Consider the following 16,441-nt stretch of genomic DNA (forward strand, 5'->3'; position numbering starts at 1 on the left):
TTGACTTTCGTCTTTACAATTTATTGTTTAACCAAAGTCATGGAAAATGAAATCAAAACACACTTTCACCGTAATTTTCTTTACCAGAAAATCAAGAAGCGTCCCAAACCAATTATCCATCTATGTTCGAATTACTGTGGATGGTCAAAGGTCTGAGATAAGCCTAAAAAGAAGTATTCCCTCCAAGGAATGGGACAGTTCAAGGAACCGGGGCAGGGGAGGTTCACAGAGAATAAGGGCATTGAACGCCTATCTGGACAGCGTTTATAGTGGACTGTTAGACTGCCATAAAGAGCTTTTGGAAGGGAACAAGGTTGTTTCATCAGATGTCATCAAGTCCCGTTATCTTGGAGAGGATGACAACAGCAAGACCTTAAGGGAACTTATAAAGTACCATAATGAGAATATGTCAATTGTCCTGAAAAAAGGGACGATGAAGAACTATTATACGACGGAAAAGTATCTGCACAGGTTTTTGTCTAAGAAAAGAAAGGTCAACGATGTCCGCCTAAAACAGTTGAACTATGCCTTTGTCACGGATTTTGAGCATTTTTTACGCAATTACAGAGATTCAAAGAAAAGGCTCTTATTGGGCAACAATGGGGTAATGAAACATCTGGAAAGGTTCAAGAAGATGCTCAACCTTGCCGTCAAATTGGAATGGATGGACAAGAACCCGTTCAACCAGTTCCAATTGAAATATAACAAATATGATAGGCAGTTTCTGGACGAAGAGGAACTGGAGCAATTGGAAAGCGCTGAAATGGGTAACGAACGTTTAGAGAGGATAAGGGACTGTTTTGTGTTCTCATGCTATACAGGCCTTTCCTATGTGGATGTGAAAGAACTGAACAGTGACAATATTGTAAAGGGGATCGACGGAAACCATTGGATAAGTACCAAGCGTGAAAAAACGGACAAGCCCGTTAAGGTCCCATTGCTCCCAAAGGCACGGGAAATTTTGGAAAAGTATATGCAATGTCCGGAAATGGAAAATAAAGAAGGCTTGTTGCCCATCAGTTCCAATCAAAAGACCAATGCCTATTTAAAGGAGATAGCGGATTCTTGTGACATCGATAAAAACCTGACCTTTCACGTAGCAAGACATACCTTTGCGACAACCGTCATGTTGTCAAATGGTGTACCCATCGAAACAGTCTCGAAACTTCTTGGGCATAGCAAACTGTCCACCACACAGATTTATGCCAGGGTCGTGGAATCCAAGATAAGTGAGGATATTGGAAATCTTTTGATAAGGTTCAAGGAAAAAGCAATCAAAAAAAGTGTAGTTACATGAAACAAAGAAGGAGCAAATACCATTGCTCCTTTTTACTATAAAATTCAAGATTAGGTTTGAATTCTTTATTTTTTCAACTGTTGCTCCAAATAAGCGACTTTGTCCTTTTCAGCTTGGACGAGACGTTCGTAAAGTTCAATGATCTTTTCCAAGGGATTTATGGTACACAGGTAATTGTTGTTGTTTGAACTGTTATCTTTAAAAGTATTGTTTATGATATTGAAAACAGCTTCTTCCGAAAAGTTTTCAATGGCTTCGGGAGTCACTCCCAAGGCCTTGGCAATTTCCTTCAATTTGGTATCCTCGATGGTCTCTGATTGTTCAATGTTTGAAATGGCCTGTTGGCTGATGCCCAACTCCATGGCAAGGGCCTCTTGTTTCATACCCCTTAATTCCCTGATGCGGCCTATCTTCCTTCCGATATGGTTGTTTTTGGTAGCTGTTTCCATTACGTAAATATAGGATTTTTTAATAATACTGTGCATCCGTAAAATACACTCCCTCCATGGTACAATACATGACATTCTGTTTCGGTACATGATATTCCATTGCTTCCTTTATCCCATATCATTGGAGAAAAATGGAAACCGAACGGATCAAAGAACTGCTTAATGGACAAGAGCCTATTGCGATTGTAAGATATTTTGAATGGGCAATCTTTTCAAGGAACAGTGTAAATGCCAAATATCTATTGCTCAGGATGGACAACAAAAAAAATGACATCCACGAAATGGACATTCCTGATAGAATGGTCACCATGTTACGGTCCAGACTGGACGATTTTGAATTGGTATTACATGGCAAAAATGGCACTATATGGGAGCGGTCATCCTTTAGGGAAAGGGTCAGGGAGTCAGTCCCCATAACAAAGATAGCCGACTTGATAGACCTATATTGACCTCCTTCGCCATGACTAAATAATATACCTATGAAAACATCAGACCAACTCATCATCGACAAAATAACCCAAGAGCTGGAAATTGATTGCATCCACCTGAACAGGGGTAGGGATGGACATTTGTTTAAAAATCGGCTGGACATTCTGGCAAGACCGTCCCAAAGGGACTTTCCCGAGCAGGTTCGGCCCGTTATCGATGCCATAATGAAACCTTACCCCGATGTTGGCTACAGTGTCTTTGCAACCAATTATGCACGAAAAGAAGCCCAAGAGGGCAACTTGTACTTTTTGAATAACTGCAATAGAAACAGCATTGTGTACAAAAATGGAGGGGACAACTCCCCAATAATCCTTCCTGACATGGAGCCGACCAAGCTTTACGAAACGGCCAGAAGGGAATTTAAACGGAACATGGCGCGAATGAAATCCTTTAGGAAGGGAGCCAGTTATTTTAGGGAATTGGGAAACCTTCCCCAGAGTGCCTTTATGCTGCACCAGACCTTTGAACAGGGCTATAGGATATTGGAGCGTTTCATCTGCGGGAGGACAAAGATATGCCATAGCATCAAGAACCATCAAGGCTATGTATTGAAAATGTTGGACAAGTTCGGTGGCACGTTCCAAATGGAATCCGATATGGACAGCAAATTGCTAGACCTATTAGAGGATGCCTATTCATCCGCCCGCTATACCCATAGCTACACAATTACCAAAAATGAACTGGAACAGCTGTCCCAAAAATTGTCATTTTTCACCAAGGACATCAAGACCCTGTTCCATCGGGAGCTGTCCATATTCAAACGCAATATCGATAATGGCATTTTCAATCATAAGGAAGAACTAGATTTAGTAACGCCCAATGCACATCGTACAAAAGCGGAGCCCTATGTGCGCAGGCTTGAATTCGACAACAGCTTCGAGATGCTGTGCAAAGCAAGATCACTGCTGTTGTTGGGCGTTACCTGTCTACAGGAGGACGTGGAGCCGCCCCTTCATGTAAACGGCTTCGATTACAATATAGTTGAGGTACTGCAATTGGCAATAGAATTGTTGCCATTAAAGGAGACAAGCCCCTAATATCATATCTTGTAAAGTGATTATCGATTATAGCAGGTCTTTATTTTATATCTTACAATATCATTTATATAGCTCATAAGTGATATTATTTTTAATGAATTCACCTTTGTTCCAATGCTATAATCAATTCCGTGTTTCAAATTACTTCCACTTTGTTTATGTGACTTCAATAGTTGGGTGTGCCTTATTCGCGAATATTTTAACCTAAGGGTAAGGCTAAATCCTGCTATAACTTCTTATCAGTTCTATGAGTTTTTCTTTTCCAATTATTTCTAAAAGTTCTTTACGATATTTTCTTGAAATTATGGAAACATTCCATTGAATCAAATCCTGAATATTTTCTTTGATGGAATCATCATTGGACCTGCTTAAATTGCCTTTCCAAGTATCCAATGAACGAAGTAGACCCAGGGTAACCTTTTTTTTACTTCTTTCCATGGAACTTCCTTTATTTAGTCTTGTGAAATGAAGGCCATAATATACATAGATCCCTTCGTCCTTGGTTTTCTTCGAATGGTCTAAAGATTCTTGAAGAGCCTCTAATATTGCTTTGTCAAACAGGGAATTGTAAAATGATTCAGCAGTCTTGATAGCAATGGAATTATCAATATTCCATAATGTGCCTATGTATGCCCTGGCTCTTACGGCTATGAAATGGTTTTTGATATCATAAGCGGACCAACATGTGTTGTTGAATATTAAAGGTGAGTGCCCAGCCGCCAAATGATTGAAAAATCCTAAATGACTAAATCTATAACATACTATTTCATGAGAATTTTCAAGAATCAGCCTCTGTGAACTTATTTGGTTTTCCTTTATGGGGACTGTATCAATCATTTTTGGAAATATTGATGGATCGTAATTTTTTTCCTTGAACGCTTTGGTCCTAAAAGGAATACCATCTAGCTTTTTGGGGAAAATTTTCTTTGAGACTTTGATAAGAGGTTCACCGTCTGCGTTTTTTTTGTTCGGATCTGGTGCTAATGCTATGGTCATACCGTATTCAAAGATATGCTCCACTCCAAATTGATCGACATATTTTTCTTTTATTAACTGGCCTTCTGTTTGATTGCCATGGCTGCAAAGATGTAATATGTTGAAAGGTAATTCTTTTACAAAATAGTCAAGATTATGCGCACTGGCATCTTCCTTGATTAATGCGTTAACTTCATAATGGTTCTCTTTGAGTTTATCGACCACAAAATCCGTTTCCTCCCTAGTAAAAAATCTTGGGGAGAATACTATAGCTGAATCAATATTGAAATGATCTTGAAAACAGATATTGTTGAAAATGAAAAAATCAGGATTGAGGTTTAAGCCGACATAGGTACATGGTATTATGTTTTCTATGATCAATGAATAGGGCGCACCTATGGTAAAAAAAGTGACAAAATCGTAATCTGGGAAGTTGATATGACCTATTCTGCTATAAAGAAGGGAATTTAATTCTTTAAAAGAGGTTTGCTCTGTGCCCTTTTTTGCCTCTTCTCTCCATGACTCGATCAATTCCAAAAATTTCTTTTCGTGGAATTCAAAAGACTCTACAAGTTCTACGTCAGCATTGATGGAAATAGCATAGTTTGTTGCAACTACAGTAGATATGGAATGATTATTTTCAACTACAATCAAACCATTTTGGTTTCTTTTTTCTACTTCAATTGCCTCCGCATTTTCATCAATAAGTATCGCTTTGTCCTGTGTTGCTGCTAACTGTAAGCCTACATAAAGTTGATCGGATTTGCAGGGTAAAACTTCTCGGTTACTTATGGGCTGTAAGAATGTATCGATATCCGCAAACGAGTTGATTTCAATGACATTGTTTTCCTCTAAAAACGATAGATATGATTTTTGGTTGTTACTTAGTCCCACTAAAACAACATATTCACATCCTCCTATTCTTCTTATGGTATTGCCCAAGTCAATATCCAATGTAGTTGCCCTAGACCTAGATAACTGATGTTCGTCCCTTTCATTTAAGCTTTTTGAATCCTTTTCCTTGGTGACTCCAGAGAATGAAAAAACCAAAGAATACTCGCCCTTGGAATTTATATGGGATGAAACAACAGCAGCCAATAGGTCATCTTCTCTATTTGCAATACATATGTATGTAGAATTAAGTTTAGGTGGCTTTGACATAAGTACTATTTGTTTTGGTTATTTTAGAATTCAATCACTGTCCAACGGGCCAAAGCTCGCCATGTTCAATGGCTTCTTTTACACCCATAATGGCCTCATCATCCTTGGCCAGAGGGAAATTTTCTAAGAACTCATTGGCTGTATGCAAGGTGTCTTCAATAGAATGGAATTTTGCGGTCTGTAGGTAAAGCCAAAAACAGAAATTGCGCCTCTCGTCGGTAATTTCCGGTTTGAATGCTAAATCTCTCAAGATCATGTGAATGTCCCCAACCATGTTCAGCACTAGAAAAACTAGGTAACTGAAACTCCCTCTGGTAATTCCATCCTCCATATAGGGTAGGGCCAATAAGACTTCATCGTGCCTAAATTCTATGGTCATTAAACGACGCAGATATTGCACCGTGTCGTTTGGCGGTAGGTAATGTAAATTATCCCGATGCCAGAAAATATCAGGATTGATATAATTGCTCAGTAGTTCCAAGATGTTCCGCCTTATACCTTCTGCTGTTATCATGGAAAATGTTGATAGAATGTAAAACCAAGTGGAGGGCTTCTCTCGATGGTTGGAATACAAAGACTTTAGGCCTTCATAACATAACTTGGGATTTGATACATTGGCAAACTGTTCCAAGGATCTTCCATAGTTTGCATAGTTGGAGAAATATTCCCTGAACATGATGCAGTAGTCCATGAATTTCAGGAAGGACTGCTCATTAAGCTCATAATCTTTTTCTATACGTATAGTGTGGTAATGTTGATGAAGTACTTGTGGATGCTTCGATAGGTAGGAACTAATGTCAACCCAAAAGGCTTTCCCAATATCTGGGTCATAGACTATGCCAATTGTAAGGGTAAGAGCTTTGTCCCAGTAGTTTAAATGGGCCTGGTCAGACTTGATTTTGTAACCCGACTTATCCTTATAGCTATTGCCACTCTTTATTTGTACAAAAATCCCGTAGTTGGTGGCATATCCGTTTTTGACAAATTCAATATAACAATCATTTCCCTGGTCGTTTCCTAGGGAAAATTCATGGAAAATACAATGGTTGTCCTCTACCAACCCCTGAACGTATCTGACACCTTGTCTTTCGGTTTTTATAGTTGGATTTCTTCTGGTCATATTATTTAAGATTTAAAGGCTTCGCTATTCTTCAATAATGTCGTGTTCCAGTAGTTATTAATTCCACAGTTGAAATAAGAATTGAGGGAACTTATTTAGATTAGTAACAGGTTAACTGCTAATTATTACACAATACCCTCTTTTAATGCCCATAAATGTGCTTACTGGTCAAACTCAGAATAAATACAGAGGGGAAACAAGCGTGTCATTGGTATCCAATAGCTTATTCATTTGTAATGTAAGAAGGAATTTAAAAATAATACTTATAAAAAGACCTAAATGTATACCATCTACAATTCGCTTATTTGATGTTCTCTTTTCCAAATCTTTTTAAAGCCATTTTTTTTACCTTCAAAAAGACCCAAACGTGGATAATCCCAATTTCTGTTTTTAAGAATAACAAACTAAATTTATAAGGTGGTTCTACAAATTTTAAGTACGGTTAAATTCTTTGATTTGACTTTCCCAAAATCCGTACTGAGCAAACAAAAATAGAACAGCGGCTGATTTTCAATCATGCTGTATTCTTTCGGTCCCGCTTGCGGGACGAAGGAATAGCAAGAGGGTGATGCGCAGATTGCGCCATCACGGTTGTTTTCTGGTCTTCAACAAGTTGAAAACCAGTCAATTGAATAGATTTTGGAATACTGTTCAAAAACAGGGGCTACTGTAGACTTTTCCGAAATCTACAGTAAACCCTTTGGGAAGCCCTATAAACACTGGAAATTTTTGACGAAAAAATTGACGCAATTTCACTAAAAAACAAAATCGCACCTATGGAAAAGCAATCTCCAAACGGCAGAACAAAGAAGGGAACAGGTGGTTATTCCAATATCACCGTAAAGAAAGAAACGGCCACACGTTTTCGCAGTTATTCCAAAAAGTTCAACAAATCGCATAGTGAGGTATTGGATGGAATGATACAATACTTCAAGGAGAACAACCTCGACCCTTTTGGAGAGGGAACAAAGATCATCCTTGACAGTCTCAAAAAATTGGAAGCGAAGATGATGAAAAAATTCGATAGGCTCATTGCCATTATCAAGAACATGGAAAAGACCAGTATCCGGCCCACCTATGAAATGGTTCTGATACTTTATGAGGCCTATGTAAAGGATGGGAGAAAACCTAAACGTGAACCCGTTAAGTTACAGGTGGAGCGAATGGATTTTCTGGAGCCTAGGAATACTGTTCCAAAAGTGGAGCACGATAGAATATTGCAAGAATTCAAAGAATATAAAAAGCATTGCAATGAAATCCTCAACAATGTGGAGAAGGTGGAGCCGATGATGGGAAAGCCATATCTGAAAATCAATATAGGCATTGGGGATTATGAAAGCTTGAAACATCAATTAAGATAACGCATATGTACCTTACCATCTCAGCACAGAAAATGGGCAGTACCTACAACTCCAGTGTAGGGAACTATGTGGACTATCTGGAAAAGGAAAACGAGGACAGGTTGCCAGAACAGAGGGAAGAGTTCTTTGATCAAGAAAATGACAGCGTAAGCCCTCAAACGGTCATTGAGGAAATAGATGCCAATACGGCCAAGTTAAGACAGAAGGATCCAAAATTCTATTCCATAGTGGTCAGTCCCAACCAAAGGGAACTAAAGGCCATCGGCAATGACCCAAATCTGCTAAGGGAATATACAAGGAAGCTTATGGAGGACTATGCCAAGAGTTTTCATCGCAACCAAGAGGTCAAGGCCGAGAACCTTAAATATTATGCAAAGATAGAGCATGAACGCACCTATAGGGGCTTTGACAAACAGGTTCAGGAAAATGCCCCATACCGTGGTGAGATAGCACGGCTCAGGAACGAGATACGGAAAGTGGAACGGGGCGAATCCATCGGGAACGTCAAAGAGCTTGAAAAGAGAATCAAAGAGCAGGAAAGATTGGCCCCGCACAAACAGAACGGGCAGCTAGTAGCTGCAGGAGTGAAAAAAGAAGGACCACAGACCCATATCCATATCATTGTCAGCAGGAAAGACGTAACGAACACCTATACACTTTCCCCCATGGCCAAGCACAAGGCATCCGAGGTGAAACTGAACGGAAAAACAGTCAAGAGAGGGTTTAATCGGGACAGTTTTTATCAAGCAGCGGAGAAGACCTTTGATAGGACAACGGGCTTCAAACGGAACTATGTGGAATCCTATGTTGGGAGAAAGGCCCATGCTAAAGAACCGGGAAAGTTCTTTGCCAAGGTGATGGGGTTGCCCACCAAGGAAAAGGACATGGCCTTTAAACTGCTTAAGACAATGGGAGTCAAAGCACCCAGCATACCGACCAATAAAGTACAAATGGCGGCCAAGATCATCAAGGCTCTTGGTAGGGGTATTGATAAGGCCAGGGGAGCGGGTGAGGATATGGGATACTGAAATCCAAGAAGTAGGTTGCGCCCTAACGTGTTTTTGCTTCACGCTTATCTTCCCGAACGCTACAAAAACCCGATAGGATCCATGCGCAAAAGTTGGAGGTAAGATTTGGGGTTTTTATCGTTCTATTTTAAAACAGTCCAGTTTTAAGGGGAGCTTACACTTTCTTGTACATTTTTTTTGCTTTTACAAGAAAGAGATATTAAAATCAGAATTAGAATTGATTTTTTCATTCGTTTATTAAATGTGCTACAACGGTTTCGTGTATGAGCAATAGCGGATTTGAAAGTACAAACCTTTCAGTTTAGCACAAAGCTTATTAAAAGCACAGACCTTGATTTTACCACTTCACCCGCTATTGCTTATACACAATGTTGTGCGTTCGCCCTTTATTTTCAGTCGGTTTAGTCAATTTTCAAAGGTAGGATTTTTTGGGGTAGGGAAGGCACTCTCTCTTGCAAGTTTTGGTCAAGCGTTGGCTGGTGCGACTTGCAAGAGTGTGTGCCTTTGGGGCGGATTAACTGGCACAGCAACTTAATTTTGATACGTCTTTTCCGAAAGTTATTGCTGCTAATTTTATACCTTCTCCCAAAGTCAAATAAGGGTAGAAACTGTCTGCTAAGTCTTTCACCATTATTCCGTATTTGATTGCCATACTTAATTGTTGTATGAGTTCTCCACCTTCGGGTGCGACTACTCTTGCACCTATAAGTTTGTCAGTTTCCGAGTTACGAATGAGTTTGATGAAACCCCTTGTGTCGTTGGCTGCTATGGCTCTCGGTACGTCTTTCAATTCCAATTTTGACACTTCAAACGGAATGCCTTTTGATTCTGCCTGTGCTTCATCTAAACCTGCCCCTGCAATTTGTGGGTCAGTAAACACCACCCAAGGTAAAGAAGAATAATCGGCTTTATTATCTGTTCCTGAGAACGCATTTTCAACGGCAATTTTACCTTCAAAAGCGGCTGTATAAACAAATGCAGGGGTGTTGGTTACGTCACCTGCTGCGTAAATGTTAGGTAGATTGGTTTCCATTTTTTCATTCACAGCGATATGTCCGCTTTTGGTGAGTTCCAAACCAATGTTATCTAACCCTAATTGGCTTGTATTGGCTTTTGTGCCTGTGGCAATTACTACCTTACCTTTTTCTATAATTTGCGTAAATGAACCGTCAGGACATTTACAGTGAATGATGGTTTCATTCGCTTGTTTCTCGAATTTCACGGCTCTGAAATTAGGTAAGATTTCAATGCCTTCTTTTCGCATTTGGGTTTCCAATGCTTCACTGATGTCTGGGGTTTGTGTCCGTAGAACACGGTCGGTAAATTCAATGATTCGGACTTTAACGCCTAAACGATTGTACGCCATTGCAATTTCCAAACCTATGTAACCTGCTCCCATAATGGTCAAGCTTTCGGGTTTTTCTTCCAAGTCGAAAAGGGAAACGTTGGTCAAGTAGTCAATTTTGTCCAATCCTTCAATAGTCGGAATGTTGGTCGTAGCTCCCGCAGCAATTAAAAATTTGAAGGCTTTGTATTCCTTGCCATCAACCAAAATGGTTTTGTTGTCTTTGAATTTTGCCCAACCTTTTAGCATAGTCAGGTTTTCAAAATCGCTTACCACATCCATATATTTTTTCTCTTGAAGTGTGGCTACTAATTTTTTCTTGTCTTTGATGATTTGAGCGAAATCAATATCAACTCCTTTTGGCTTGATGCCTTCAAAGTTGGAATGTGTAGCGTGATAAGCCGACTCGCCTGCACGAATAAGATTTTTAGAAGGCACACAACCCACGTTGACACAAGTACCGCCAAAGTCCAAACCACCGTTTACCATTAAGGTCGATAATCCTAAACTTTCGGCTTTGATTGCTGCCGAAAATGCAGCCGAACCGCCACCGATAATGATTAAATCAAATTGATTAATTCCGCTGTTTCCATTATCAGGGATTTCACTTTTTACACGATAGTTTTTTGTGCCGTTGATGGTATTAATGATTTCTTCTTTGCTGGTTTTGGTAGGGTCAAAAGAACATTCGCAAGTAGCTTTTGGATAGCTCACATTAGCTTCTTTTACACCTTCATTTTTGGAAAGTAATTTTTCAATGCCTGTTGCACAATGGTCGCAGGTCATTCCTATGATGTCAAGTTTTATTATTTCTTTGTTCATAATGATTTCTCTTTTTGATTTTCCTTAATGATTTCGGCTTTATAGCCTGTCTGCTCAATAACCTTGATGATAGCGTCAGGATTTGTTTTCTTTGGGTCGTATTGGATGGTTGCCAAATCGCCCGGATATTCCACTTTGTGTTCAATAATGCCGTCCACTTCTTTGAGGGCATTTGAAATATGGTTGGAACAACCTGCACAAGTCATTCCCGTGATTTTCAGTTGCAGGGTCTTACCTTCTTGCTGTGTTGTATTTGCTGTTTGTGCTTTATTGTCAGTCGGTTTGCAACATTGTGCATTGAGCTGAGCAATTCCAATTAGGAACAAAGCACTCAATAGAATTAAATTCTTTTTCATTGTGTAATTATTTAATTAAGTTCTTAAATACAAAAGGCAAAAAAATACTATTTCTTGCCAACCACTTTGTAACCTGTACCGTTGATGGCTTCTTCAATTTGAGCGATACTCACTTTGGTTTGGTCAAATTCTACTTTGGCAATCGCTTCTTCATAAATCGCATCTACCTTAACAATGCCTGGCAATTTGTTCACATCATTTTCTACGTGTGAAGCACAACCATTGCAAGTCATTCCTTTTACATCAAAAGTTACCGTTTGGATGTCAGAAGCATTGACGATTACAACTTCCTTGTTGTCGTTTGAAGGATAGAAAATGTGTGCATAGTTTGGAAAAGCGAGCATCAAGGCTGCAAACACGGTTACAATTCCCAAGAATGTTTTGGTCTGCATAAAGGGTTTTTTTTCGTCTTCTTCGCAATCACATTGGATTTCTTCGGCTGTTCGTGGTTTGAGTTTCTGATACCAAGCAAAGCCCAATACCAAAACGGTGATACCGATTAGATAAGGTCTTGCTGGTTCCATCCATGAAAAGGTAGATGCCACTCCTGAAGCTCCTGAAATAAGAGCCAATACAGGTGTAATGCAGCAAAGTGATGCTGCTACTGCCGAAAGCACACCCGCTCCGACAAGTCTGTTGTTTTTCTTGTTCATACTGTTTCCTTTTTTGAATTGTTTATGATGTGTTTAAAAAATGGACGAAGTAAAGTAAGTTGCTCCTGTTTCAAAGAGTAGAAAATGGTTTGTCCTTCTCTTCTACCTTCAATGACGTTTCCGTCTTTTAGTTTTCTGAGGTGTTGCGAAACGGCAGGGATGCTCATTCCGAGAATGTCTGAAAGGTCGCAAGGACAAAGTTCGTTTTCTTCTTCTAAGAGAAATAAGATTTTTAACCTTACTTCGTTTCCTGCCAATGCTAAAAGTCCACTCAGTTGACTGAATGCCTTGTCGTTGGTTTGAAGTATTTCTCTACAATTGTCTATTTGAACCTTGTCGGCAAACACACGGATACACGATTGATTGTTTTCCATAATTTCCTTGTTTAGGATTTAATAACGCAGCAAAAATACAAATAGTTTTCTTATTTAAGCAAATACTTAATTATAGTTTTTAACAATTCTTCTTTGTCAGCGGTGGGTGATTTAGCTCTTTTGGTTTTTTAGCGTTGGCTTTGAGTGTCGGAAAAACCAAATGTGCTAAATGTGCGGTGGGTTTTTAGGGTGACGCACAACGGTTTTGTGTATGATTAGTGGCGTGTTTAAGCACCTAATTAAGCAAATAAAAACCGAATAGAAAATCCGCGAGGATTTTCGTAAGTAGGCGAGAACCAGCCATTAATTATACACGTTGTTGTAAGTAGTGCTTTTTTAGTTCACTTACTTAATTTCAAAATCCGAAATGCTCCTTGAATTACCAATGCAAAAACAATTGTTCCGATAATCAAATCAGGTTTATTAGAACTCAAGTAATGCACTAAAATTCCTGCAATAATTACTCCCAAATTGATAATCACGTCATTCGAAGTGAAAATCATACTCGCTTTCATATGTGCTTCTTCTTTGCTCTTTGACTTTTGCAAAATATAAAGACAAATTCCGTTTGCAATAAGTGCAAAAATCGAAACTATAATCATTGTTGAAAAATCGGGAAGTTTCTCGTTTCCGAAAAATCTTCTCAAGACTTCTATAAATCCAATAATCGCAAGTATTATTTGAAAATATCCAGCAAGTTTGGCAATCCGTTTTTTCTTTATTACTGTTCCGCCAACCGCAAACAAACTAATTCCGTACACAAAACTGTCCGCAAGCATATCTAAACTATCGGCAACAAGTCCCATAGATTTTGAGATAATTCCTGTTGTCATTTCAATAATGAAAAAAGCAAAATTTATGGCAAGTACAGACCAAAGTAGTTTTTTCTGATTTTCGTTTTCTTTAAATTCCGTTTGGTCGGTTTGTTCCGTTGAGATTTTTTTTCCACCTAAATTCAATTCGATAACGGACTTTTCGATTTGGTCAATTTCTCCGCTGTGAAAAACGGTCAATTTTCGATTCGGAATATCAAAGTCCAAATTCGCAATGCTTGAAATTCCGTCCAATTTCATTCGGATAAGATTTTCCTCTGAAGGACAATCCATTTTGGTAATTTCAAATATTGTTTTATTCACTTGGTTTCTTGGTTTTTCGGCATTACTTACAACGGTCTCGGCTATGATTTCGTTGCGGAAAAATCCGCAGGATTCTTTCCGCCGTAGCCGAAAGATAGCAAATTTGCGTTGAATTCCGATAAGGAATTCAACCGCAATGAATTATAGCCATTGTTAGCTGTAGTTATTTTTTATATTTTAGGTAATCGTACAAACAAATTAATTTTCTAAAGTGAGTTCCATTTGTACTGTTTTCAAGAAGTTTTTTATTTTCTTGTAAATATTTTAATAATTCTTCTAAATCTATTTTGTCATAAGCTAATAGAGGTGTGTATAACAAAATATGCAATTGATTATTTGAAGTTTTTAACTCAGTAAAAGATGAATATTTATCGTTAATTTCTTTTGTTTTTCTTATGTAATTTGCCGAAGGATAAAAACTTTTTGGGTTAACTTCATTAACTTTTTTAATAAATTCTGGCGAAAACTCGACAATTTCATTGTCTTCATCAATTTCATTGTTTTCATTTAAATAACCAGCATTTCTCAAATGTTTAAAATATGGAATATACTTAGCGTTTAGATAAGGTAAGCACAATTCAGATATTTTGTCAGATTCCCAATTTCTTGATTCGATAGCATCTAAAAGAACATCTTTAAGCTCAATACCTTTTATCCCAACTTCTGAAAATCTGTCTTTAAGACCAACGCCATACACAAATTCAGCGTTATGAATATTCTCTATATTTTCTAAATTATCAGTAACGTATATTTTTGATTTTGAATTGTTAGATTTTACAAAATCGTAAACCATTCCTTTCATTTGTCTTAGAATTTTGATAGGTAATTTTCTTTTGTTATTAGCTAAGACTGTAAATATTTCTACAAAATCATTTGTCGTAATTAATTTAATTGGAATAACTGTGTCGGAAATTAGTAATGTGCTATCGATTATGCTTGTTTTGATAGGTTCCGGATTCCATTGACAGAAAATAAGCCTGTCTTTTAACTTTTCAATTTTTTCTTTTGTTAAACACTTTATTATAGATTTTAAAATAGACTGAATATTTTTATCATCTAAACTATAACCTATAAAAATTATAGGGTTTTCAATAAAAATAGTTAACAATTTTGCTGCGAGGTAGGCATTTCTTTCTTCGTAATTATTATAATCCTCCTCTGTTAAAATCAATGAATTTGGCTTTGAAGAGCAACCGTGTATTTTATATATTTCACCAATTGAATATAGTTCTGAAAATATCAATTCTTCTTGTCCAACGAACTTGTTAAACTCAGGGAAAATATTTTCCAACAACTCGTCCCAATTCGTAGTTATTGCTCCATCTATATTTATTTTCTTGAGAAGTTTTAGCTCTTTGTCAATTAAATCATCTTTTAATAATTCTTTTTGAGCTTTTATCTTTTTAGCTACTTCAAATTTTAAAGGCGAAAATTTCGTTTCTGCCAAACTTGAAAATTCTTTACGACTTTCTTCAAATTTCTCTCCGCTCCACCACAATTCATTGAAGTCTTCTCCAATAATAGAAGCAACTTTTGGTAATTTTGAATCAGCATTGGATTTATAGAAATTATAAGGTTTAGTTAAGCCCAATTCATCGCAAATTTCCATAAGTAATAATTCCCAAGTTGGTAATCCTAAATATCTTCTTGAAAATCCAGACCCAATAAATAGAAAGGGTGATGTTGAAAATTTTGAAATGTGTTCTTTAAACTCTTGTGCGAACATATATTTTATTGCTTATTTATAGGGTTTGAGTGATAATTACAGCTAACGGTTTGGGCTATGGTTTCGTTACGGAATGGTACGCGAGTATCATTCCGCCGTAACCATAAATTTAGCAAAAAGGCTTGAAATTCCGATTAGGAATTTCAGCCGTAATGAACTATAGCCGTTGTTAGGCACAGTATTTTTTAATTCTTTTCATCATTTTCTTTTCGACCGAATAAACTCCCAAAAATAGGTGGTTTGTCATTATGTGATTGTTTTTCCAAAGTCGAACTTGGATTGAATCCAGCTGTGTCAATCATAGTGCGAACTAATTTTTCCAATATTTCATTCTTTTCCTCACTTTCAGGCAGGTTTTCAATTTCTCTTTTATATCCATCGTAGGATTTAGCTAAACTTTCTTTATAAGCATATTCTTGTTCAAGTCGCCTATTCTGACTTTGTTGTTTGCTGGCAAATAAGGCGAGCCAAATTGTAGGAATGAAGAAAGGTGCTCTTGATAAAATATTCATAAATGCGTTTCCGATGTCAGCACTTTCAGTTACAGTCTTAATCGCATAGTAAACCATACCAACCATTGTTAAGGTGAAAACTGCTGACCAAATAATATTTGGCCATTTATAGCTGTTTTTTTGGTCATAATATGATTTTGCAAGTCCAGCCGAAGTAGCTCCTGGTAAAAGTCCCTCTATTTTGGTTGTCAAGGTTTCGTATTTTCCTTCCCATTCTCCGTGTAATTCTTCGTGTTGAGTCTTTAAGTCGTCCAACTTAAATTTCAAAGATTCTTTATCTTCTGGTGTTTTTCCAAAAATCTTGGTCTGGAAGTCGCTTACTTTTTCTTCTATTTCAGATATTTCGGAATTATATTCATTAACTTTTTCAAAAGTTTCATTGAGTTTTTCCGCTTTACTTAATACAGCAGAACTTGGTTTTTTAACGAAATCATTATAAAGTTCTGTAATATCGTTTAATTCAGTTTTCAAGGTTGAGATTTCTTCCTTGGCTTTTCCAATGAAGTTTTCAAACTTTTCTTCGAAAGTTTCAATTTTTTCCTCTTCGGGTTTTTGTTCTTTCATATGGTTGGTTCTATATTGTGCCTAACTTGATTATAT

General features: G+C 37.6%; 15 protein-coding genes. 5 read left to right on the top strand and 10 right to left on the bottom strand.

Annotated features, from left to right (window positions below):
- The first annotated feature begins 46 nt into the window (after positions 1–46).
- Complete coding sequence (locus MJO53_RS12955; RefSeq protein WP_252079377.1) at positions 47–1,297, top strand: site-specific integrase; 1,251 nt, start codon at positions 47–49, stop codon at positions 1,295–1,297.
- 65 nt (positions 1,298–1,362) lie between these two features.
- Here MJO53_RS12955 and MJO53_RS12960 read toward each other — a convergent pair whose 3' ends face one another.
- Positions 1,363–1,746: a helix-turn-helix domain-containing protein gene (locus MJO53_RS12960; RefSeq protein ID WP_252079378.1), complete on the bottom strand. Its 384-nt coding sequence runs from the start codon at positions 1,744–1,746 to the stop codon at positions 1,363–1,365.
- Positions 1,747–1,877: 131 nt separating this feature from the next.
- Here MJO53_RS12960 and MJO53_RS12965 point away from each other — a divergent pair, with 131 nt between their 5' ends.
- Both MJO53_RS12965 and MJO53_RS12970 read left to right on the top strand, forming a co-directional pair.
- Positions 1,878–2,195, top strand: coding sequence for a hypothetical protein (locus MJO53_RS12965; RefSeq protein WP_252079379.1), 318 nt, complete (start codon positions 1,878–1,880; stop codon positions 2,193–2,195).
- Positions 2,196–2,225: 30 nt separating this feature from the next.
- Positions 2,226–3,272: a hypothetical protein gene (locus MJO53_RS12970; RefSeq protein WP_252079380.1), complete on the top strand. Its 1,047-nt coding sequence runs from the start codon at positions 2,226–2,228 to the stop codon at positions 3,270–3,272.
- Positions 3,273–3,488: 216 nt separating this feature from the next.
- Here the strand turns inward: MJO53_RS12970 and MJO53_RS12975 are convergent, their stop codons facing one another.
- Entirely contained in the window at positions 3,489–5,408 is a 1,920-nt protein-coding gene (locus MJO53_RS12975; RefSeq protein WP_252079381.1) for a CdiA family toxin C-terminal domain-containing protein, read from the bottom strand.
- Between the two features lie 34 nt (positions 5,409–5,442).
- Positions 5,443–6,528, bottom strand: coding sequence for a DUF4365 domain-containing protein (locus tag MJO53_RS12980; RefSeq protein ID WP_252079382.1), 1,086 nt, complete (start codon positions 6,526–6,528; stop codon positions 5,443–5,445).
- A gap of 776 nt (positions 6,529–7,304) precedes the next feature.
- On the opposite strand from MJO53_RS12980, the gene MJO53_RS12985 reads away from it, so the two are divergent.
- Both MJO53_RS12985 and mobB read left to right on the top strand, forming a co-directional pair.
- Positions 7,305–7,889 (top strand): BfmA/BtgA family mobilization protein, encoded by a 585-nt coding sequence (locus tag MJO53_RS12985; protein ID WP_252079383.1) that lies wholly within the window; start codon positions 7,305–7,307, stop codon positions 7,887–7,889.
- 5 nt (positions 7,890–7,894) lie between these two features.
- Positions 7,895–8,917 carry a MobB family relaxase gene (gene mobB / locus MJO53_RS12990; RefSeq protein ID WP_252079384.1) on the top strand — a complete coding sequence of 341 codons (1,023 nt, stop codon included), beginning with the start codon at positions 7,895–7,897 and terminating at the stop codon, positions 8,915–8,917.
- 514 nt (positions 8,918–9,431) lie between these two features.
- On the opposite strand, the gene merA is transcribed toward mobB, so the two are convergent.
- The 7 genes from merA to MJO53_RS13025 all read right to left on the bottom strand — a co-directional run bounded on the left by merA (position 9,432) and on the right by MJO53_RS13025 (position 16,405).
- Entirely contained in the window at positions 9,432–11,084 is a 1,653-nt protein-coding gene (merA, locus tag MJO53_RS12995) for a mercury(II) reductase (protein ID WP_027375687.1), read from the bottom strand.
- On the bottom strand, positions 11,081–11,440 hold the full coding sequence (locus tag MJO53_RS13000) for a heavy-metal-associated domain-containing protein (protein WP_027375686.1): 360 nt from the start codon (positions 11,438–11,440) through the stop codon (positions 11,081–11,083). Before MJO53_RS13000 ends, merA begins: the two co-directional genes overlap by 4 nt.
- A 47-nt stretch (positions 11,441–11,487) precedes the next feature.
- On the bottom strand, positions 11,488–12,093 hold the full coding sequence (gene merTP / locus MJO53_RS13005; protein ID WP_027375685.1) for a mercuric transport protein MerTP: 606 nt from the start codon (positions 12,091–12,093) through the stop codon (positions 11,488–11,490).
- On the bottom strand, positions 12,090–12,467 hold the full coding sequence (locus MJO53_RS13010; protein WP_027375684.1) for an ArsR/SmtB family transcription factor: 378 nt from the start codon (positions 12,465–12,467) through the stop codon (positions 12,090–12,092). The genes merTP and MJO53_RS13010 overlap by 4 nt, the downstream gene beginning before the upstream one ends.
- A gap of 341 nt (positions 12,468–12,808) precedes the next feature.
- Positions 12,809–13,603 (bottom strand): cation transporter, encoded by a 795-nt coding sequence (locus MJO53_RS13015; protein ID WP_252079385.1) that lies wholly within the window; start codon positions 13,601–13,603, stop codon positions 12,809–12,811.
- A gap of 163 nt (positions 13,604–13,766) precedes the next feature.
- Positions 13,767–15,329, bottom strand: coding sequence for an SIR2 family protein (locus MJO53_RS13020; protein WP_252079386.1), 1,563 nt, complete (start codon positions 15,327–15,329; stop codon positions 13,767–13,769).
- Positions 15,330–15,514: 185 nt separating this feature from the next.
- Positions 15,515–16,405, bottom strand: coding sequence for a hypothetical protein (locus tag MJO53_RS13025; protein ID WP_252079387.1), 891 nt, complete (start codon positions 16,403–16,405; stop codon positions 15,515–15,517).
- Positions 16,406–16,441 lie beyond the last annotated feature (36 nt).

The organism is Flagellimonas marinaquae, assembly GCF_023716465.1.
Lineage (GTDB): Bacteria > Bacteroidota > Bacteroidia > Flavobacteriales > Flavobacteriaceae > Flagellimonas > Flagellimonas alginolytica.